This window comes from Flavobacterium humi, from assembly GCF_004745595.1.
Classification (GTDB): domain Bacteria; phylum Bacteroidota; class Bacteroidia; order Flavobacteriales; family Flavobacteriaceae; genus Flavobacterium; species Flavobacterium humi.
Map to the genome: position 1 here is coordinate 24,238 of NZ_SRLH01000001.1, position 18,353 is coordinate 42,590.

Consider the following 18,353-nt stretch of genomic DNA (forward strand, 5'->3'; position numbering starts at 1 on the left):
TTACTGCTTTCGGTTTTAATTCCATTTCAACTCCAGGAAACCTGTCAGATGAAAAGCATTGGCCCTTTTGTCTGTGTAATTGATGATATAATAATAAGTGCCTTCCGGTAATTTTTCGTTTCGGCTTACCGTTGTGCGTCCTTCGGAAATCCCGACGAATCCCCTGGTAGTGTCATTTGTGTATTGATTGCGTTCAAATACCAAAACACCCCAACGGTTGTAAATCTGGACCGTATTTGTCGGATAACAATCAAAGGCATCCAAGGCTTCGATATTGAAGAAATCATTAAGGCCATCCACTATTCCCGGAGATACGGCATTGAATACCTTTATTTTGTTTATTTCCTCACATTCCGGGCATATCACATTGATAATGACAACATCTGCCGAAGGTGTCGAGGTACATCCCGAGTCATTGGTTACGGTAAAGTTGTACGTCCCCGGTTGTAAATCCGTCACTTCTACAGTTGGGGTATTGCCTGTTATCCCGCCCGGATTAATGGTCCAGTTCCCTGATGGCAAACCGCTTAATACTACACTTCCTGTAGTTGAAGGACAAATGGGTTGTGTCGTAGCATCTGTTATTGGTGCTGAAGGCGTTGCCAATACATCTGCATTGCTAAACGGCGCAGAAGCCCCGGAAGTACAAGTTCCGTTAGAAGTAATCACGGAATACGAAACCCCGATGGTCATTCCTGAGATTAACCCCGTAGTATTCACCGTTGGTCCAGTCGGAGTAAAAGTATAGGTGTTTGAAGCACTGTAATTGCCAATCGCGCTCGTTCCTGGAGCAAAACAAGTTGGAGGAACTGAACTTATTGTCGGAATCGCAGGCGTTACCAACATCGCCGCATTGCTAAACGGTGCCGAAGCTCCCGAAGTACACGATCCGTTGGAAGTCGTCACGGTATAAACCATCCCGATTATCATTCCCGAAATACCTCCGACAGCATCTACTGTTGGCCCAACCGGAGTAAACATGTACGTATTTGAAGCGTTGTAATTGCTGATTGTGCTCGTTCCTGTAACAAAACAAGTTGGAGGAGTAGTACTAATTGTCGGAATTGCAGGCGTTACCAACATAGACGCATTGCTAAACGGCAACGAAGCTCCCGAAGTACAAAATCCATTAGAAGTAGTTACGGTATAGGAAACCCCAATGGTCATTCCTGAGATAAGCCCGGTTGCATCTACCGTTGGCCCTGCCGGAGTAAAAGTATACGTATTGCCCGCACTGTAATTGCTGATCGTACTTGATCCTGTTGCAAAACAAGTAGGAGGTACCGAACTAATCGTCGGTATAGCTGGCGTTACTAAAATATCGGCATTGCTAAACGGTGCCGAAGCTCCCGAAGTACAAGTTCCGTTGGAAGTCGTCACGGCATAGGAAACCCCTATCGTCATTCCTGAAATAAGACCGGTTGCATCTACTGTTGGCCCAACCGGAGTAAAGGTATACGTATTTGAAGCGTTGTAATTGCTGATCGTACTTGATCCTGCAACAAAACAAGTTGGCAGCGTAGAACTAATTGTCGGAATTGCTGGTGTTACCAACATTGCAGCATTACTAAATGGCGCAGAAGCTCCCGAGGTACAGCTTCCATTAGAAGTAGTCACGGTATACGAAACCCCAATGGTCATTCCTGAAATAAGTCCGGTTGCATTTACCGTTGGCCCTGTTGGAGAAAAAGTATACGTATTGCCCGCACTATAATTGCTGATGGTACTTGATCCTGTTGCAAAACAAGTAGGAGGCGTAGAACTTATTGTCGGAACGGCAGGTGTCACTAAAATATCGGCATTGCTAAACGATGCAGAAGCTCCCGAGGTACAGCTTCCGTTGGAAGTCGTCACGGTATAGGAAATTCCAATGGTCATTCCTGAAATAAGACCTGTTGCATCTACCGTTGGCCCAACCGGAGAAAAAGTATAGGTATTCGATGCACTGTAATTGCTGATCGTACTTGATCCTGCAACAAAACAAGTTGGCAGCGTAGAACTAATTGTCGGAATTGCCGGTGTTACCAATATTGCAGCATTGCTAAACGGCGCAGAAGCTCCCGAAGTACAGAATCCATTAGAAGTAGTTACGGTATACGAAACCCCAATGGTCATTCCCGAAATAAGCCCCGCAGCATTTACTGTTGGTCCTGTTGGAGAAAAGGTATACGTATTGCCCGCACTATAATTGCTAATCGTACTTGATCCTGTTGCAAAACAAGTTGGAGGAACCGAACTAATGGTTGGTACAGCTGGTGTCACTAAAATATCGGCATTGCTAAACGGCGCAGAAGCTCCCGAGGTACAGGTTCCATTAGAAGAAGTTACGGTATACGAAACTCCTATGGTCATCCCGGAAATAAGTCCTGCAGCATTCACTGTTGGCCCTGCCGGAGTAAAAGTATACGTATTTGATGCGTTGTAATTGCTGATCGTACTTGATCCCGTTGCAAAACAAGTAGGCGGCGTAGTACTAATTGTCGGAATAGCCGGTGTTACCAACATCGCCGCATTATTAAACGGCGCAGAAGCTCCCGAAGTACAGAATCCATTAGAAGTAGTTACAGTATACGAAACCCCAATGGTCATTCCCGAGATAAGCCCCGCAGCATTTACCGTTGGCCCAACCGGAGAGAAAGTATAGGTGTTGGAAGCACTGTAATTACTAATCGTACTTGATCCTGTTGCAAAACATGTAGGAGGTGTAGAAGTTATTGTCGGAATTGCTGGTGTCACTAACATCGCGGCATTGCTAAACGGCGCAGAAGCTCCCGAAGTACAGGTTCCGTTGGAAGAAGTCACGGTATAAACAGTTCCGATTATCATTCCTGAAATAAGACCCGTAGCATCTACTGTTGGTCCAACCGGAGTAAAAGTATAGGCGTTGGAAGCGCTGTAATTGTTAATGGTACTTGTTCCTGCAACAAAACAAGTTGGCAGCGTAGAACTTATTGTCGGAATTGCCGGTGTTACTAACATCGCCGCATTACTAAATGGCAACGAAGCTCCCGAAGTACAGAATCCATTAGAAGTAGTTACGGTATACGAAACCCCAATGGTCATTCCAGAAATAAGCCCGGTTGCATCTACCGTTGGCCCTGCCGGAGTAAAAGTATACGTATTGCCCGCACTGTAATTGCTGATCGTGCTCGTTCCTGTTGCAAAACAAGTAGGAGGCACTGAACTTATCGTCGGTACAGCTGGCGTTACCAAAATATCGGCATTGCTAAACGGCGCAGAAGCTCCAGAAGTACAAGTTCCATTAGAAGAAGTTACGGTATACGAAACTCCTATGGTCATCCCGGAAATAAGCCCCGCAGCATTCACTGTTGGCCCTGTTGGGGAAAATGTATAGGTATTCCCAGCACTGTAATTGCTGATCGTACTAGATCCTGTTGCAAAACAAGTAGGAGGAACTGAACTTATTGTCGGAATTGCCGGTGTTACCAACATCGCGGCATTACTAAACGGCGCAGAAGTTCCCGAAGTACAGCTTCCGTTGGAAGCGGTTACAGTATACGAGGTTCCAATGGTCATTCCTGAGATAAGACCGGTTGCATTCACTGTTGGCCCAACCGGAGAGAAAATATAGGTGTTGCCCGCACTGTAATTGCTAATCGTACTGGTTCCTGTTGCAAAACAAGTAGGAGGCGTAGAAGTTATTGTCGGAACTGCTGGTGTTATCAACATCGCAGCATTACTAAACGGCGCAGAAGCTCCCGAAGTACAGGTTCCATTGGAAGTAGTTACGGTATACGAAACCCCAATGCTCATTCCTGAGATAAGTCCTGCAGCATTCACTGTTGGCCCTGTTGGGGAAAAAGTATAGGTGTTGGATGCACTGTAATTGCTAATCGTACTGGTTCCCGTTGCAAAACAAGTTGGAGGAACCGAACTAATCGTTGGTACAGCTGGTGTTACCAACATCGCGGCATTGCTAAACGCCGCAGAAGCTCCCGAGGTACAGCTTCCGTTGGAAGCGGTTACAGTATACGAGGTTCCAATGGTCATTCCTGAGATAAGACCGGTTGCATTTACTGTTGGTCCAACCGGAGAGAAAGTATAGGTGTTGGAAGCACTGTAATTACTAATCGTACTTGATCCTGTTGCAAAACATGTAGGAGGTGTAGAACTAATCGTTGGCACAGCTGGTGTTACGAGCATAGCCGCATTACTAAACGGTGCGGATGTTGCTGCAGCACAAATGGCATTTGCCGCTACCGTTACAGTATAGGAAGTCCCGATAACCATTCCGGAAATAAGGCCCGAGGCATTAATTGTTGGGCCTGCGGGAGAAAAAGTATACGTGTTGGAAGCACTGTAATTGCTAATGGTACTCGTTCCGGCTGCAAGGCAAGTAGGAGGCGTAGTACTTATCGTTGGAATTACCGGAGTGCTGTTTACAGTTACCGTAGCTGTAGCCGTTGCGGTACAGCCATTTGCTCCCGTTACGGTTACCGTATAGGTTGTCGTGCTAAGGGGTGTAGCAACAGGATTAGGGATATTAGGGTCACTCAATCCTGCAGCCGGGCTCCAGGAATACGTTACTCCTCCGGTGGCAACTAATGTAACACTTGGTGAAGCACAATTCGTGGTTGCAGTATTGGGTGTTACACTGGCGGTGACCGGTGTCAATATATCAAAAATGGTAAATGGGTCTGATGGACTGAAAGTAAAATTGATATCAATCATATGCAAGGCTACTGTATACGTTTCACCATAATGTAACCCGGTAATCACTCCTCCCATGCCAACTGAAACATAATTAACAGGATTACCGCCAGAATCATAAAATATATAACTGATATTGGGATCGTCCAAATAATTATCTATAGTAGCGGTGCCAGCAGCACTACAGCTTGGATTTGTGGTAACCACTACAGGATTAACAACTCTTCCACAGCCAAATCCGTCATTACTGCTTGACGAACCTGATGGTAGCATCCATGTAATACTTGTTGTTCCTGATTCCACATTCGGAACGACATACACATTTCCGGTATTGTTGTTAAAAGCAAATAAAGTCCCACTTTCATCTACCCAAATAGCACCAAAATCATTGCCGGAAAAATCATTGCTTGCACTTGGATTTGTAAGATTTAAATTTCTGGTGGTAAGATTGTTTGTAGCTTGGTCAATAATGACTAAACGACAGCTTGTAGCCGAAATGCCCTTCATTCCATAATATGCTCCTGACGCTGCGAGTGGACTTTTGTAATAAGCGTAATCAAAACATCTATTAAGATTAAGGTTAGTGCCATTTACGATATAACTAGTAAGTCCGGCAGTGGCAACCTGGCCTGTAAAAACTACATTTACCGCATTGAACCGTGCTAAGTTATCACCATTCTGATCCCTGACATATATATAATCATCTACGGAAAACAAATTGTCATAAATACTGATACCGCCCGACCCCGTAAGATCAATTACACCAACATAGGCAAAATTATTGGCCGGATCAAAAACCCTGATATCCCTGGACGAATGATTCCCATCTCCCCGAATATACAACAATCCTGTGCTGGTATTAAATGCCGAGGCTGCTCCAGAGGCAAAATCAAGGCCTGTTGTAAGGCTTTGTATGTTTATAAAGCTTCGGCTGGGAAAATCATACTCATAAACATCCACATGCCCGTCATTTCCATCTGGAGCTCCTTTGGTCTGATACAATGAATTAAGCCCTGCACAATTCTGCGCTCCTAAATGAGAAGTTGAAAAAAAGACAAGGAGTAAAAATATATGCTTAAAATTAAGTCTTTTGGGTGTAAAATTTTCCATATATTAAATCTGTTTTTGATAAATAATCATCTCGGTTCCACTATAGTTTTTTAGTCGTATTCTAAAATTTCCACGTTTTGCAAAACAACTGTGTTGGCCTTCTTGGTACTTCAAAATTAGGCTCAAGATTATTTTTTAGCCCCTTTTTTTGTAGGAGATTAGTACCTGTTTATAAAATGAGACTACTCCTTTTTTACCCCGGTGGGCTGTTTTTACGGAAGAGGAATGAAAGACGGCCAAAAAACGGCAGGTTGGAAAATAAACTACAACACAATACAATTGATTTTGCCGTTATAGGAAAGTAAGGTTGCACCGTTTGATTCTAAAAAAAGAAACCAATTCGTTATTTTTGCCTGTCGAAATTACAGCGTCATGAAGATTTTTTCTTTTCCGCCCATTGCAGATGCCTATTCAACTGTATTGATACTGGGAACCATGCCGGGGATACAATCCATCCGGCTCAATGAATATTACGGCCACCCCAGGAACCATTTCTGGAAACTGGTCAGTTCGGTTTTTGAAGAACCGTTCCCAGCCGATTACGATCAGAAGAAAGCCATGCTGCTCCGGAACCGCCTGGCTTTATGGGATACACTGCAGGCCTGCGAGCGCGAAGGCAGCCTGGATAGTGCCATTGTAAAGGAAGTGCCTAATGACCTTGCCTCGTTCCTTGACAATCATCCTGGCATTGAAAGCCTTTTTTTCAACGGGCAAAAAGCCGCCGCTTTTTATAAAAAATACATTGGCCTTACTGAAAAATATACCTTTGTAACCTTGCCTTCCACAAGCCCGGCAAACGCCGGAATGACTTTTGAAAACAAGTTGGAACACTGGAAGAAAATAGTATTGTAACGGTTTCCGGCAGCAGAAAAAGGCTAGTCTGTTTTTGGCGGGCGGTTTCCTTCCTCTTTTTTCCTGAAATATTCAGAAGGCGTTTCCCCCGTGGCAATTTTAAAAGCCTTGAAAAAAGTGTTCCTGGAATTGAATCCGGCTTCATTTCCGATACCTTCAAGCGAAAATTGCGACCATTCCGGGTCATACCGGTGTTGGATGATATAGGCTACCCGGCAATTGTTGATGAAACTTTTATAATTGATGCAAAACTCCTTATTGATAACATAAGACAGGTGGTGCAACGGGATTCCTAAATCATTGGACAGATCTCCCAGCGAGTAATTCTTGATCAGGAAAATCTTCTCATTCTGGATAAACGATTCGATTTTTTCCTTGTACTCCTTTACCTTCACAGGCGATAATTCAAAATTTTTGGAAAGCATTTCTTCCTCTTTTTCCCGTTTAAGGGTATCGGTATTACTGAAATGGCTTAATCCGTACAATATCTTTGGCTTGAACATAAGAAGGATGATGCAGGTCAGGATAAAAAATACCGGATGTATAACCGAAAATTTAAGGTAAGCATAGTTGCTAAAAAGGAACAGGCCGCTCAGGGAGATCAGCAATGATATTACATGGATGCCCGTAAGCCTTGTAATCCAGTACCAAATATGGTTGTTGCGGATAATCCACAAAGGGTTTTTTTTATGGAACCGCAGCAATGTGACAATGGTCAGGACAATGTACAGGCACCACAATCCGGTTTTCAGCAGCACATGGGCATCCATCGGTAACATAAAAACACCCTGGCCCGGCAGATAGTTGGGATACAGCAGGTATAGCGTTAAGAAATGCTGCTTTTCCTGGACCGGAAGCAGGTAAAAAGGAATGAGCTCAATGCAATGCAGCAAGGCAGGTGCAAAATGAAGGAGATCCCATTTGCTGATCCTTTTGGCCCTTTGCAGTACCGATTTGACATATAAATACAACAGTGCCCCCGGAAGGAAATCAATCGGGAAGCTTGTAACCCAAAGATAGGCATGCTCAAGCAGCGGCACTTTTCCTTGGAAAAAAGTCCAGGACCCGATGACCATAATGCAGGAAATCAGGCAGAGCAGTACCAGGATTTTGTAATACAAATGAAATTTGTTCTGAAGGACAATAATCAGGACGCACAACAAACTCATTAAACAACTGAAGTAACAAAAGGTTAATAGGATGGTATTCATTATCTGGTGTTGTGAAGATTTGCTGTTTTGACGTTTAGAAAAAAAGCACAGGAATTATATCCCGTATTTTCAGATTTGCCGGTGGGAAAGCACAGGAACTTCCGGATACGGATTTTCCATATATAATTGGGGTGGCATCGAAATGATTATTTTCAATCTGAACCATAGAGGATTTCTACAATTGGCTATGCTGTTTAGTATTGGCGTAGGTTGTAAAAAGGAATTGGGGTTTCCGTTGCGAATATAAACTTTCTTTGTAAAAAAAAACGCGCTGTATTTGTTAAAAAAAAGAGGTTTTTTTGGGTGGAAGCTTAATTGTAATCAGATGAAAAAACAATACATTCATTTTCGGTAAATTGGAATTTAATATAATCGAATTGTGTTCCGAAATTAAATTATCCTGTATGCTTGCTCCATTTTAACGGTATCTTCTGGAGTGGGTGTTTTATCTTGAAGAGGATTCAGACTTAAATGAATTGATAATCCCTTCCATTTTTCCAATCAATTTATCCTTGTAATGAATATTAGTCCAGGACATTATTTGATATAAGTTCTTATTATCCTCAAGTAATGCATACCTGAAAAATACATTTTTACCATTGCCTAAATCTTTTCCACTCATGGAGAAAACAATTGCATTGCAGGAGTTGATTTTAGTAGTGCCAAAATCGTTGATTTTTAAATCTTTATAAATTTCATCAAAATGATTCGTAACAACTTTGTAGTATCCAAATAAACTAGGTGTTGCATGATGGACTTTTAACCTGATTGCATTTTCGAAACTTTCTTTAGTCTCTTCTAATACAATAAAATACAAATCTTCTTCTACTTTTTGGAACTGTACTTTAGCCAACTCATTCAGAGTATAGGCTCTTTCCATGTCATTTGGAACTTCCAACGAATAATTTTCTGTGAGGATTGTTTCATTTTCTGCTTTGTTTTCAGAATGTTTGCAGGAGGAAATAAATACTAGTAATATTCCTAAAATATAATTTTTGACTGCCATGATACAGCGGTTCGTTTTAGTGGATTCCTGCCAAAGATAGGCCTTTTCGCGAAATACGCTACGCAAGCAACTGTTACCAATAACAAAAACTTCTATTGCACTTTAAACAACCCTATCGTATAATCAAGCAATTTTTGATCCCCATAATCGCCATGCCCCGGGATAATGATTTTGGCATTCGGGTATTCCACCTTGAGTTTTTCAACCGTATTGGACCATTCGGAGACATTTGCATCGCCTAAATACCCTTTAGAGGCATCTATGGCTTTTATCAAACAACCGCCAAAAAGTATGTTTTCTTTAGGGAAATACCCAACCACATTGTCTTTCGTATGCCCTTCTCCAAAAAACTTCACAATGACTTTTTCACGGCCAATTTTTAAGTGTAACGAATCATTGAAACTGTTTTCAGGAACTGTAAAATGATGTTCCTTGGCTAGCGTAATGGTTTTATAATAAGCATAAGAAGGGACATTGTTTTTATGGAAAGCGCCCAAACCACCCAAACAATCATCGTGGAAATGCGTCGGGATGATGGCTTTGATCTTGCAATGCAATGTATCTTTTAACCACGCTATCAATAGTTCCGAACTTTTGTCGGTTGTTGGCGTATCGAAAACAATAACCTCATTATTGTCCTTCACAATTAATCCGTTGCAGGGAACATTCCCAAAATCATCCGTTTGCATGTATGAGGTATGCTCAAAAGCATTTTCGGCAATTTGAGTGATAATCAAATCCTGGGATGTATACACTTCCTTCGCCTTGAATGCCTCTTTTTTCTGCGAATGGCAGCTTGTGGCTGTTATGGAGATGATGATTAGTAAAATGGAGGTGATGTTTTTCATTTTGGGTATTGTTTATTATCAGCCGTCACTAATTGAACATACTAAATTTTATTTTTTCTTCCAGTTCTTTTATTGAAATGGAGTCCTTTATTTCTGAAGAAAAATCCACAATGATATCATTCGGGTTCTCTTCGTCATATTTCATAGAAAAATACTTGTTTACTTTATCCTCACGGCCTTTAGGGCATCCGCCTGCGCTTGTTCTATATTTTTTACCGTCAATATAATACTTTACAAAAGCTACGCTGCTTTTCCCACGCTGTTCGCACAGGGTAAGTTTGCAAATTGTACTTTTACCATTATTTAGAATCTTATTGTAGTGTGAATTTTCTTTAAACCAAAAAATTACCGCAAATACAATCATCGATAAAATGATAAGTTTATAAAAGTTTTCCTCTTTCACTGACAATTGGTTTTATTTTTTAATTCTATTTGTTTACTGTATTGGGTAAATCTTTTTCAGTATATTCAAAACTATCTTTTTTTTTGTTTTTGAGTTGAATTTCTATTTAAGTAGTATTGAAACTAATGGGCTGATTATTTTCTGTAAAGATAAAATTTTTCGTGAAGGAGAGCGTGAAGTTAAAAGTAAATGAGTCAAACTGCTGTTGTGTAAAGCTTTAATATTTCGTTTTAAGCTTTTCAATAAATACTTTTGCTTCATTTTCATTCATTCGAAGCGCTATCTTATCAGCTTCGTGATTAATTCTATCCTCGTCGAAAACGTATAAATCTTTATAAATGAAATCAGATAATGAATGCATGAAGGTTGAAGGAGTATTTTCGATTTGTCTGTAAAAAGCTTGTATGACTTCATATTCTATAAATGCCTTTTTTTGAATTCTTTTATTGCGGTTATCCTTGAATCATCTTTAATGTTGTCTGAATGTTTGAAACTATTGTTAAGATTTTGTAATTCATTTATTTCAACGTAATATTTCACCTTTTTGATGTTAATATTTTTTTCTTTTAAAAATTCCGAAACAAATTCCCATTTAAACATTTTACTTTTGGAAACCCCGTTCTTTTACTTTCTCCTAAAAAAGATTAAGCTTCTTTATTTTTTCTATTCCAAAATACAATATAAAACTAATTCAATCTCAAGTGCCATTATTACAATGCCTAAAAACATTAGATACCTAATAGATTTAATATGCCAAATATTCAATTCATTCTCAAATGCATGTAGTATAAAATTATGCAGAAATACCGACGTTTAGTATGGTTTTAATATCATAGTTTTGCGCCCAAATTAAAAAAATAGAAATGGGTAAATTTATTACTTTGTTAGTACTGCTAACCAGCAGTATGGGGTTTTCACAAAAATTAAGCTTTGACTATGACGCAGCAGGGAATCAAATTTTAAGGCAGTTATGTACTAATTGTCATTCAAAAAATTCAAATGGCCCATCAAAAGAGATTGCGGATATAAAAGAAGAAGATCTGCAAAAATTTTACCCTGAAGATGTGATTTCCTATTATCCCAATCCCGTAAAAGAGCAATTATATCTTAAATGGGAATTGATAAACAACAACAAAATGAATACTATTCAACTGTATGCATTGAGCGGCCAATTACTAAAACTGTATGACAAATTAGAAAATACAGATAATTATACAATGTCTTTCCAGAATTTGCCGCAGGGCCTATATACCTTATTGTTATCCTATACCAATGGAGAACAGAAATCAATTAAAATTATAAAGGAATAAATACCTCCCATGAAATTAAAATTACGTTTATCAGCCTTACTATTTCTAATAGCCAATTCATTATTTTCACAAAATTACCATGATACCCAAGGCAGGCTTGAGGTTTCAAGTTCAGGTCAGACAGTGTATACGTTACCTGTTGCCATGCCGCCGAGTATTAAAGATGTAGGCCCGGTTATTAATCTTACTTATGTTAGCGGGCAAGCTGGTGGTATTGCAGGACAAGGATGGAATATCAGTACCGTATCAAGTATAAGCCGTATGGCAACCCGTCAGGATATTGATGGGATGAAGGATGGGGTAGACTTCGATGACAATGACAAACTAGCACTGGACGGACAGCGATTGCTTAAAAAATCTGGAGAGTATTGGGCCGATAATTCTACTTATGAGACAGAAGTCCAATCGAACACAAAAATCGAACTGAAAGGGACAGGAAGCACTATTTATTTTATTGTCACTGCTCCGGACGGATCCAAGACATGGTACGGCAATTACGGAGGGATGAATGCAACTGATGCCACTGCTTTCTATATTGTACGGTTCGAAGATACTAACGGTAACTTTATGACCTATCATTATGCGAAGCCTTATAATAAAAGCCTTTGCATCACTGAAATCCGTTTCAGTGCCAATGTTACAACGAATGCAACCCCTCTCAATAAGATTGTTTTTACCTATAAGGAAGCAGCAAGAAAAGAAAATGCTTATATAAAAGGGATAAAAATTGAGAAAGTCGAGCTTTTAGATAAAATCGAAGTATTCACCAACAGTTTGTTGTTTAGAAAATACCAATTGACCCATGTAACTGATGCCGATGGATATCAAAGAGTAAGCCAGCTGCAGGAATTTAACGGCTCAAATGAAGCAGTAAACCCAGTTGTTTTTGAATATAATACCACTGGTAGTGATGGTTTTATTTATTCAAACACCTATACTGATGCTTTGGATTTATCTACCAGTCCAGACATGGCAGGTGATTTTGATGGCGATGGGCGCTTGGATTTTATCACTAGTAAAAATTTGTATACCAAATTGTTTCAGGGAACTGGCAGTGTTTACAGCTTGCCTTTTTTGGGATCTGCAAGGCAACGATTTGCAGCGACTACCTTGACCAATGGGAAAATAAACCAAAAGCAATCCATCGTTTATTCCAATGAAAGTCTTACGAGTGTTGAATTTAAAATTTATAATCTTGACAATGCCACAGTGGTGAACAGCTATAGTAAAATTATTACTATGGATAATGTTGGTTACTGTGATGATCTTTGTACTCAATTTATATATGATGAAAATGGAAATTTAGAGCCTGAAAGCCCACCTTCTAAGTGTACCAGTCCTACATTTGCTAAAAATTCGAACCAATATCTGGAAGGGGATTTTAATGGAGATGGCCTTTCGGAAGTCCTTATTTTAGGCTCGTATCAATCGAAAAAATATGTAACCAATCCTCAGACTGGCGGCCGTGGTGTTTCATCCCAATCTTCAGAAACAGCAAAAGGAGAAGAACCAGGCCCTAATACATGTCATTGGGAAGAGAAAGTAGGGGATTTTATCAATTCTGCACGTTTGGTGGATTTAAATCCTGCAGTTTCTACTGCCGAGAATACCGCAGGAAATGTTGCTTTAGTTGACTTTTCTCTTTTGCAGGTAGGGAAACGCTTTGTTATGGATTTCAATTCGGATGGAAAATCAGATATCCTAATGATTGATGACGACAAGAATTATAAAGTTGTTAGTTTTAAACAATTGCAGTCGGCTCCTTGGATCCAGCTAGAAGTAATTGGCCAAGGAGTGATGGATAGTTATTCCAAAACCAAACAAATCCTTTTTGGGGATTATAATGGTGATGGTAAGCCGGATGTAATGGTTCCTGAAGCAGATGGTAATGGATGTGAAGGATGTAGCCAATGGCATATTTATTACAGCAATCCGAACCCGGCCGGAGGAGCATTTTTTGTAAAAGAATCGCACAATATTGTAGAGTATAGGCCAAGTTCCGGTAATGCATACAGCCACGAATGGCATTACAGCAGTTACTATGCATTGGATATCAACAAAGACGGGAAGTCGGACTTGGTAAGGGTTTTTAGGGTTTTATACCAGCCGGATCCTTTTTTTGATCCTAAGAATATCGATTCTCAATGGAATATATCCAGTTATATCAATACTATCGGATACAACAATGGTTTTACGGCAGGTTACGGATCAATGGATATCGGGAATATTGACGATAACTCCCTTCCAATTCCATTGGTAAGTAATTACAAATACCAAGGTTTTAATAGTGAGGTATTAATGATTCGTTACCATGGTAATAACGCCTTTGACAAAACAGTCAGTTATGTTAATTTCTTCAAGAATTATACAGAGGAAAATTTATTGAAAAAAGTAACACAATCCGGAGGTGCGATTGTGGATGAATTGACATATAAAAACATGGAGCCGGATCCAAGTTCCAATGGACTTGGAAGCCCGGATGGTTTTTACTCTTCTGAAGATGCCCTGCAATATCCGTTTATTGAGATAAAACAATTGCCGACCACAAAATTGGTTAGTCAATTGAAAAACACATCGGCTGGGGTTACAAAATTCCAGGATTTCAGTTATTTGGGATATGTTGAACATGTAACAGCTTTAGGATCTATTGGTTTTAAGAAAACGGCACGTAGTGGATGGTATAAAAATCCTGGTGATAAAAAAACTTGGAACGTTACAGAAAATAATCCTTTACAGCGTGGTGCCAATAGTAAGACATATATACAATTATTAAGCAGCCCTTTTTCGTTTGCCAATAATAGTACTGGCTTAATCAATAAGGTTGAAAACTTATTTACAGAAGCAACAGACCCAGTTACAAAACGATACAGCATTTTACTGGCGAATCAAAAAACAACAGATTACCTGACCAATGTTGTGAGTGAGAAAGTATACAATAATTACTCGTCTGATTTTTTATTGCCTACCAATGTTACGTCAAATGCTTATTTAGGAACGACACTCCAAGGGACAACGAATATTGTTACTGTTTACGATAATGCAGGCAATTTTATAGGGCGTCCAAAGCAGGTGACAACAACAACAACTGCTTATTCCAATACACAGGTGAGTATTGAGAAGTATTCGTATGACAATGGTAATTTGACCGGTACCGAAAAGAATGCCAACGGAGCACCCGAAACCATTGTAGAAGCCATGGCGTATTTTCCGAACGGTTTGTTAAAAAGCAAAACTCTTAGTGCGACTGGGACAAATGCCACAAATTCCGTTTCTCCAAGAACAACATCATATACGTATGATACGACAAACAGATTTGTAAAAACAATTACCGATGCAGACAATTTAGTTACCACCAATAACAGTTATGACAGCAGGTATGGGACAGTATTAAGCCAAACCAATCCGTATGGGCTTACTACAGTGAGTGTATATGACAATTGGGGTAAGCGAACTAAAATAACCGATTTTTTAGGGAAGAGTATCACGTATGCTTACAGCAGGGCAAATAATGTATATACTACTACAGAAACCGGTGATGATGGCAGCGGGAATAGTATTGAAAGCGATGCTTTGGCAAGAGTTATCCGCAAAGGCAGCAAGGATATTTCTGGTGTATGGAATTATATTACTACTGAATATGATTATTTAGGGCGGAAAACAAGAGATAGTGAGCCATATGCCTCAACAGGTTCTCCTTCGCAATGGACCAGTTATGAATACGATGATTATTCAAGGCCGATTAAAACCACTGCCCATACAGGAAAAATAATTACGACTACGTATGCCGGATTAAAGATTACTGCAAATGATGAAGTCCTGACTAAAAGCAAGACTACGAATGCTAATGGCCATGTGGTATCTGCTACAGATACCCCTGGAGGAACAATACTATATAGTTACGATGCTGTTGGGAATTTACTGGAATCCAATTATGATGGTATTGCAACCACGATGAAGTATGATAAATGGGGAAGGAAAGAAGAGCTGAAAGACAGTTCGGCAGGAACGTATACGTATACTTATAATGCTTTTGGGGAATTATTGACTGAAACGGTACTTAATAAAGGAACAACAAGTTATACTTTAGATCCTGTTGGGAAAGTACTGACCAAAACTGTCCTGGGCTTTTCCGATACAGAGAAGACCAATATCAAGAGTACGTATACTTACGATCCTACTTATAAATGGGTTACCGGTATAGCGGTTACAAATACTTATGATGGTAACAGTAGTTACGCTTATACGTATGATACTCCGACCAAACAGTTGAAAAAAACAGTAGAGACGCTGCCTGGACCAGTCGTTTTTACAAAAGAATTGACTTTCGATACTTTTGGTAGAATTGATACCGAAATAACAACAGGTACAGCCCACGGTAAAACCAGTACCAAAACAATTAAGCATACCTATAAAAACGGAAAAGGATATCAGATGTTTGATGGAGCAAATCTCCTTTGGCAAGCTGACAGTGTAAATGCCCGAGGACAGCTTACTGGAGCAACACTTGGTAATGGTTTGACTATTACTAATACTTATGATGCTTATGGTTTTCCGTCGCAATTCAAACATGATAAAGCAGGAACAACTCCTGTGAATATCATGACCTTGAATACTACGTTTGAACCGAAACGTGGTAATCTGACCAGTCGTTACAATAGTATGTTCGATATCAAGGAAGATTTTCAGTATGATACCTTAGACAGGTTAACACAATGGAAATTTGAAGGAGAAGTTATTGTAAACTGTACTTTTAATACAGGTGTTGATGGTTTTTATTATTATGAATTTGACAGTGGTGGGTCTGTAACCAGATCTGGCAGCAGAATTAGGATAACTACAAATGCGGAATATACAGGGACCGAAAAGAAGATCCTAACCAATGCTGTAATAGGCAAGACGGTAAAAATAAAAGGAGATTATGCCTGGACAAGTGGTAATAGCAACGTCCACTTAATGATTGTTGAAAGAAACCCCCTGAACTCCAATTTTATTGAAACGGATTTAGGAATTGTTAGTACAGGGACTTTTCAAAAAGAATACACAGTACAAACGTATACCGATGTCTATTTTAGATTGGGGATTAAAGAGGATGTTATTCAACCGGGAGTTGCTCCTTCAGCTACTTTTACCCTGGATAATTTCATTGTAACTGATTTTTCAGGAAATACACAAACGTATGATGACAGGGGAAGGATAACAGCGAACAACCTTGGAACGTATAATTACAGTACAAGTGCCAAGCCTTATCAACAAACTTCAGTAACTCCATTATCTAGTGAAGCGAGTGGTTTTTATCAGTCAAGAGGTAATTTGAATGTCACCTATAATGCTTTCAAAAGCCCGGTGCAAATTGAAGAAATTGGAGTTGACAAAGTTAGTTTTGCCTACAATATGATGCAACAGCGAAGCGCAATGTATTATGGAAGTACTAATGATGATAGACTCGTAAGACCTTACCGTAAATATTACAGCGGTGACGGCAGTATGGAAATAAAATATACGTTAGCAGGTAATGTTGTTGAATTTATAACGTATATTGGTGGAGATGCTTATAACGCTCCAGTTGTATTAAAAAGCGATGGTACGGCCTATAATTATTATTACCTGCACCGTGATTACCAAGGTAGTGTCCTGGCAATTACAAACGCGACCGGTTCTGTTGTAGAAAAACGAGCTTTTGATCCTTGGGGGAATGTAACGAAGGTACAGGATGGTACTGGCAATAATTTAACAAAGCTTACGTTTTTTGACAGGGGTTATACTGGACATGAGCATTTGCAGAGTGTAGGGCTAATCAATATGAACGGAAGATTATACGACCCTAAATTACACCGTTTTTTACAACCGGATAATTTTGTACAGGATCCTTATAATACCCAAAATTATAACCGTTACGGTTACGTTCTTAACAATCCGTTGAAATATACTGATCCTAGTGGAGAAGAGCTTATTTCAGCCATAGCGATAGGGGCATTTGTTGGAATCATGTCCTATATGACCATGGGAGTCTTTAATGATACTGATGTTACCTTTTCCGGGATATTAAAGTCTAGCTTTGTGGGTGCGGTAAGTGGGGCTATTACCTGTGGTATTGGAAGTGCCGTAAGCAGTATCAGTAGTTTTGCCATGAGGGCAACAGTCCAGGCACTAGCGCATGGGACATTCCAAGGGCTAGTGAGTGGTGTGCAAGGAACTGGTTTTTGGACAGGATTTGCTGCAGGTTCCATTTCGAGCGTGGCAGCTAGTTTATATGGAGGTGTGGGTTATGAAGCCGCTGGTTGGCATGGTTTAGCAGGCTGTTCAGGAAGCAGTGATGTAGGAATGATTATCTTCGGTACTGTAAGTGGTGGTGCAGGAGCTGCTCTTACTGGAGGGAATTTCTGGCAGGGAGCTGTAACTGGTTTGGTTGTGAGTGGTTTGAATCATGCGATGCATTCAGAAGGTAGTGCAGATGATAACGGTTATGATGAAAAAGGAAATAAAATAAATGATAAAGGAGGAGATGAAATAGACTATCTATATAGGAAAGGTAAAATTATAGCTTCAAAAAAAGTTTTTAGTTTTACTGACGAATCTAGTGAAATAACATCGGATTATAGAGCCTATGGGATAAAAATTCATTCTGAAGGAACTGGATTAATATTTTCTGAGGGATTAAAAGAAGTGGGATTGATGTATGTCTTTGGTAGGGCAACTGAATTATTTACATCAGCTACAGGAGGACTTAAACAATGGATAAGGATTGGCCCTTCGTTTAGTCGTGCCTTAAATGAACCAATGGCTAACTCCATTCGTTGGGGAGCATCGCCAAGATATTTGAACAGAATACGAAGTGATCAATTTCAATTGTTAAATTATCGTATCAGGAATATGAAATTACCAGGTAACAGCTGGAGAGTAATCGATCCAGGTCATTTTCACTTAAAAAGATTTAATTAAAAG

General features: G+C 39.8%; 8 protein-coding genes. 3 read left to right on the top strand and 5 right to left on the bottom strand.

Annotation, left to right across the window (positions count from 1 at the left end; genetic code table 11):
* Window positions 1–15: 15 nt before the first annotated feature.
* The gene (locus E4635_RS00095) at window positions 16–5,781 is read right to left on the bottom strand and encodes a gliding motility-associated C-terminal domain-containing protein (protein WP_135524580.1); all 5,766 of its coding nucleotides are present in this window, start codon (window positions 5,779–5,781) and stop codon (window positions 16–18) included.
* Window positions 5,782–6,153: 372 nt separating this feature from the next.
* Between E4635_RS00095 and E4635_RS00100 the strand changes: the two genes are divergently transcribed.
* Entirely contained in the window at window positions 6,154–6,633 is a 480-nt protein-coding gene (locus tag E4635_RS00100) for a DNA-deoxyinosine glycosylase (RefSeq protein ID WP_135524581.1), read from the top strand.
* 23 nt (window positions 6,634–6,656) lie between these two features.
* Here the strand turns inward: E4635_RS00100 and E4635_RS00105 are convergent, their stop codons facing one another.
* From E4635_RS00105 to E4635_RS00120, 4 genes are all read right to left on the bottom strand, one after another.
* Window positions 6,657–7,844: a helix-turn-helix domain-containing protein gene (locus tag E4635_RS00105; RefSeq protein WP_135524582.1), complete on the bottom strand. Its 1,188-nt coding sequence runs from the start codon at window positions 7,842–7,844 to the stop codon at window positions 6,657–6,659.
* A 445-nt stretch (window positions 7,845–8,289) separates the two neighbouring features.
* Window positions 8,290–8,850 (bottom strand): hypothetical protein, encoded by a 561-nt coding sequence (locus E4635_RS00110; RefSeq protein ID WP_135524583.1) that lies wholly within the window; start codon window positions 8,848–8,850, stop codon window positions 8,290–8,292.
* A 92-nt stretch (window positions 8,851–8,942) separates the two neighbouring features.
* The gene (gene bla, locus E4635_RS00115; protein ID WP_135524584.1) at window positions 8,943–9,698 is read right to left on the bottom strand and encodes a subclass B1 metallo-beta-lactamase; all 756 of its coding nucleotides are present in this window, start codon (window positions 9,696–9,698) and stop codon (window positions 8,943–8,945) included.
* A gap of 28 nt (window positions 9,699–9,726) precedes the next feature.
* Entirely contained in the window at window positions 9,727–10,101 is a 375-nt protein-coding gene (locus tag E4635_RS00120) for a hypothetical protein (protein WP_135524585.1), read from the bottom strand.
* Window positions 10,102–10,964: 863 nt separating this feature from the next.
* Here E4635_RS00120 and E4635_RS00125 point away from each other — a divergent pair.
* Window positions 10,965–11,411, top strand: coding sequence for a T9SS type A sorting domain-containing protein (locus E4635_RS00125; RefSeq protein WP_246020615.1), 447 nt, complete (start codon window positions 10,965–10,967; stop codon window positions 11,409–11,411).
* Window positions 11,412–11,420: 9 nt separating this feature from the next.
* The gene (locus E4635_RS00130) at window positions 11,421–18,350 is read left to right on the top strand and encodes an RHS repeat-associated core domain-containing protein (RefSeq protein ID WP_135524586.1); all 6,930 of its coding nucleotides are present in this window, start codon (window positions 11,421–11,423) and stop codon (window positions 18,348–18,350) included.
* Window positions 18,351–18,353 lie beyond the last annotated feature (3 nt).

Excerpts from the sequence above, each read along its gene's own strand:
- E4635_RS00095 (WP_135524580.1), bottom strand. The coding sequence starts at position 5,781 with ATGGAAAATTTTACACCCAAAAGACTTAATTTTAAGCATATATTTTTA.
- E4635_RS00100 (WP_135524581.1), top strand. The coding sequence starts at position 6,154 with ATGAAGATTTTTTCTTTTCCGCCCATTGCAGATGCCTATTCAACTGTA.
- E4635_RS00105 (WP_135524582.1), bottom strand. The coding sequence starts at position 7,844 with ATGAATACCATCCTATTAACCTTTTGTTACTTCAGTTGTTTAATGAGT.
- E4635_RS00110 (WP_135524583.1), bottom strand. The coding sequence starts at position 8,850 with ATGGCAGTCAAAAATTATATTTTAGGAATATTACTAGTATTTATTTCC.
- bla (WP_135524584.1), bottom strand. The coding sequence starts at position 9,698 with ATGAAAAACATCACCTCCATTTTACTAATCATCATCTCCATAACAGCC.
- E4635_RS00125 (WP_246020615.1), top strand. The coding sequence starts at position 10,965 with ATGGGTAAATTTATTACTTTGTTAGTACTGCTAACCAGCAGTATGGGG.
- E4635_RS00130 (WP_135524586.1), top strand. The coding sequence starts at position 11,421 with ATGAAATTAAAATTACGTTTATCAGCCTTACTATTTCTAATAGCCAAT.